Genomic DNA, 882 nt, shown 5'->3' with positions numbered 1-882 from the left:
CTTAATTTCGACGGTTATCGCGATCAGAGCCAGGTTGAGAAGTATCACCTCAACGCCAAGGTGCGTCGCGAGCTGGGCAACGACCGCGCGCTGACGGCCATCGTCAACTTGCTGGACAACCCGCGTTCCGAAGACCCGGGCGGCCTGAAAGAATCGGAAGTGGATGAAGATCGCCAAGGGGCCGCTCCAAACTCGCTTGCTTTGGATGCCGGACAGAACGTCGACCAGCAAGTGCTGGGCCTGCAGTACGAAGATTTGTCTGCTGGACCGGGTGAGCTGTACGTCAAAGGCTTCTATCTGCAGCGTGACTTTGAACAGCAATTGCCCTATCCCGGCGCCAGTCTCCTTGGCTACAAGCGTGACTATTACGGTGGCAGTGCCGAGTATCATCAGGATCTGCTGCTGGGTGATCTGCCGCTGCGTTATGTGGTCGGAGTCGATATGGCGCGTCAAGAGGACGATCGCTGGCGACGTGACGTCGAGTTGGACGGTACAGTCAGCGGTGAAGCCGCCGACGAGACTCAGGAGGCGACCTCTGTGGGGATTTTTGCCCAGGGTGACCTGGATCTCACCGACAAGCTGACGCTGTCGCTAGGGGCGCGCTACGACCATGTTAAAATGGATATTGATGATGATTTCATCACCTCGGACAACGGCGATGACAGTGGGCAGAAAAACTATCGTGAATGGAGTGGTTCGGCCGGCTTGAGCTACCGGTATCTGCCGACGCATCAGGTCTATGCCAATATTAGCACTTCTTTTGAAACACCCACATTCTCTGAATTTGCCAATCCTTCCGAAGCGGGTGGCTTTAATCCGAGCGTCGAGCCCCAAAAGGCTTTGAGTCGTGAAATCGGATTGCGGGGCAATTTCGACAGTGGC

General features: G+C 55.9%; 1 protein-coding gene. It reads left to right on the top strand.

Going from position 1 to position 882, the window contains the following annotated elements:
- On the top strand, window positions 1-882 hold an 882-nt coding region (locus OP496_RS18150), incomplete at both ends, for a TonB-dependent receptor (protein WP_280565381.1).

The sequence above is a fragment of the Chromohalobacter sp. 48-RD10 genome, assembly GCF_029889785.1.
In the GTDB taxonomy this organism is placed as follows: Bacteria; Pseudomonadota; Gammaproteobacteria; order Pseudomonadales; family Halomonadaceae; genus Chromohalobacter.
The sequence above is the reverse complement of the archived record's forward strand: the minus strand, read 5'-3'. Positions and strand labels throughout refer to the sequence as shown.